The organism is Colidextribacter sp. OB.20, assembly GCF_009911595.1.
In the GTDB taxonomy this organism is placed as follows: domain Bacteria; phylum Bacillota; class Clostridia; order Oscillospirales; family Oscillospiraceae; genus Lawsonibacter.
In genome coordinates this window covers 1-1,377 of sequence record NZ_QWKG01000141.1, presented here as the reverse complement: position 1 = coordinate 1,377, position 1,377 = coordinate 1, and the positions used below count along the sequence as shown (strand labels likewise).

Here is a 1,377-nt window from a genome sequence, read left to right as displayed (position 1 = left end):
TCTGGGCGGCGGCTTGCCGGACAGGACCGGAAGGTGTTCAAGGACAGGGCAGCCATGGAAAAATACCTCCAGGGCCGCATCGCCGCCTACTCCCACCTGTTTACGGAAATCTCCCCACACATCCCGGAGGACGCCCGGAAACGCTTCTGTGTCAACGGGATACTGCTGCCCGGTTACACCGTGGAGACCCCTGTGCCGGACCGCCCGGACGAGAAAAATGTGGAGGACCTGCTGTCTCTGCTGGAGGATGGGGACATGGACGCTTTACCCCAGCCAGAGGAACCGGCCCCACCCCCGGAACCCCCGCCCCGGAGGCAGGCCCCCCCAAAAAACCGACCCCAGCGGTCTGACCCAGTTCGATAGCCGAACGCAAAGGAGTACCCTGCTATGAAGAAGAAGCGATTTCACTACATCATAAGAGGTTCCCGCTGGCTCCCGGAGAATTTTCGTGTCAGCAAAGGGCTTACCGAACATTCCATGAAAAATGTTCCGCTGACATTGGAAGAACGGCGTGAGGTAGGTAATCTCTGTCTGACAAAAGGCTTTGAGGCGGCAGTAGGCTATATCAAGCACGTTGAACGGGCGCGGGAACGCCAAAGCAGAAAAATCATAACCTATGCTTTTCTCTCAAAAGAGGTTCCGGGACGATTTGTATACTGCCCACAACTCTACTGTCGCGCCGATGACGCCATTGACAAACGGCTCCGTATATTCAAAACAATCCGCAGCGTTCTGGAGGAAACCAATGGGCGTGTGGTAATCTCGACTGAGTGTGAGCTGGACGGAGAATACCGTCCCACCAATGTCAAAGAGAACACCATCACAGCAGATTTCAGCCGTCCTATCCGTGTTCCCATGGGTGAACAAATCATCCGTGACGGCCCGGAACCCCCATACCGCCCCTATAAAAAGGCCCCGAAAAAGGCCAGACCCCATAAACACCGGGACATGGCCCCGATACGGTAGACAGCGGAGCCGTTGGCTCCGCTGTCCCAGCAAGTACGGAATTTTGACAGCAAAATTCCACTTGTTAGGGGCATAGCCCCTAATACCCCGCCACCCGGAAATGCGTCTCAAGTTGAGACGCATTTTTTCGACACATTTTATAAAGGAAGTGCTGCCTATGGCAAAGCCCTACAAGACCGTCACCCTGCGGCTGACCGCCAGCCAGTACGCCCACCTACGCCGTCAGGCAGAGGCGTCCGGGCTGAAAATGGAGCCGCTGCTCCGCCAGCTCATTATGGGCGTGAACCTCCGCCCCCGGCCCCCTGACACCTATGCCGCCCTGCTGCGGGAGCTAAACGCCATCGGGACAAATATCAATCAGATCGCCCACAACACCAACGCCAGAAAGGAGGCGGGCCAGACCGATATTGA

Annotated in this window: 2 protein-coding genes and 1 pseudogene; all 3 read left to right on the top strand. The window is 56.7% G+C overall.

The genetic code is table 11. The features are described 5' to 3' along the window. Nucleotides 1-363: pseudogene (locus D1641_RS19250) on the top strand (hypothetical protein); the annotation flags it as partial. Nucleotides 364-387: 24 nt separating this feature from the next. After that, nucleotides 388-966, top strand: a complete 579-nt coding sequence (locus tag D1641_RS18850; protein ID WP_160668525.1) for a hypothetical protein — start codon at nucleotides 388-390, stop codon at nucleotides 964-966. Nucleotides 967-1,123: 157 nt separating this feature from the next. Then, on the top strand, nucleotides 1,124-1,377 hold a 254-nt coding region (gene mobC / locus D1641_RS18845; RefSeq protein ID WP_160668523.1), incomplete at its 3' end, for a plasmid mobilization relaxosome protein MobC.

Coding starts and splice junctions, on each gene's coding strand:
- D1641_RS18850 (WP_160668525.1), top strand. CDS start 388: ATGAAGAAGAAGCGATTTCACTACATCATAAGAGGTTCCCGCTGGCTC.